This window comes from Pseudoalteromonas sp. AWM4_233 (assembly GCF_056158285.1).
In genome coordinates, this window is record NZ_JBSWSZ010000121.1 from 3,675 (window position 1) to 4,464 (window position 790).

Annotated in this window: 2 protein-coding genes; both read left to right on the top strand. The window is 38.6% G+C overall.

Features of this window, described 5'->3' with window-relative positions; translation table 11 throughout:
* Positions 1–497: flavodoxin family protein (locus ACXAC4_RS26435; RefSeq protein WP_475167931.1), on the top strand; the 497-nt coding region annotated here is incomplete at its 5' end.
* 34 nt (positions 498–531) lie between these two features.
* Complete coding sequence (locus ACXAC4_RS26440; RefSeq protein ID WP_475167934.1) at positions 532–732, top strand: hypothetical protein; 201 nt, start codon at positions 532–534, stop codon at positions 730–732.
* Positions 733–790: the final 58 nt, after the last annotated feature.

Genomic DNA, 790 nt, shown 5'->3' on the forward strand with positions numbered 1-790 from the left:
TTACATATCATTACGTATTGCTAAGGTTAACGACGGTTAGATTCACCTCTTACACAGCACCTCAATTAAATGAAAACCATACACGCTACTTTAATTTAGACGCTCATAATTATGCCGATTACAACTATCACAACTTTTATAGTCGAGATGACTTTTACGACATTGCTGAGGCACTCTCTTGGGCTGATAACATCGTTTTTGCCTCTCCAGTTTACTGGCACGGCGTCACTTCGAATATGAAACGTTTAATCGACCGGATCACAGAATTAACTGAGAATCCTGAGATTAAACATATAGGTAAAGGGCTTAAGAATAAAAAAGGATTTGTACTGACAACCTCTGCCAGTAAAGAAGTTTGCCCTGTTTATGCTGGTTTCTTCGAGAAAGTATTCAGCTATTTCGATATTCACATGACTGAGCTTTTGCATTTAGATTGCAGTAAAACACTTACCCTACCAAAGCAGCAGATCATAAGTTTTGCTCAGCTGTTAAAGTAGCTTGTACCTATTTTAATTTTAACAAGGAATACGAATGCACCAGCGTTTTGTCTCTTTAGCTGCAACATTGTTAATTTCAATGACCGCCTTTGCCAAAACAAATACTTTTGAGTTATCCAGTAACGGTATCAAAGTTGGAGAAGTGCTTAGCTCAAAACATGTTTATAAAGGCTTTGGCTGTGATGGTGACAATCTCTCACCTCACCTTGCTTGGACTGGTGCAGGTGCTGTGTAAGAGGTGAATCTAACCGTCGTTAACCTTAGCAATACGTAACTGAAACCAGTAGACTATA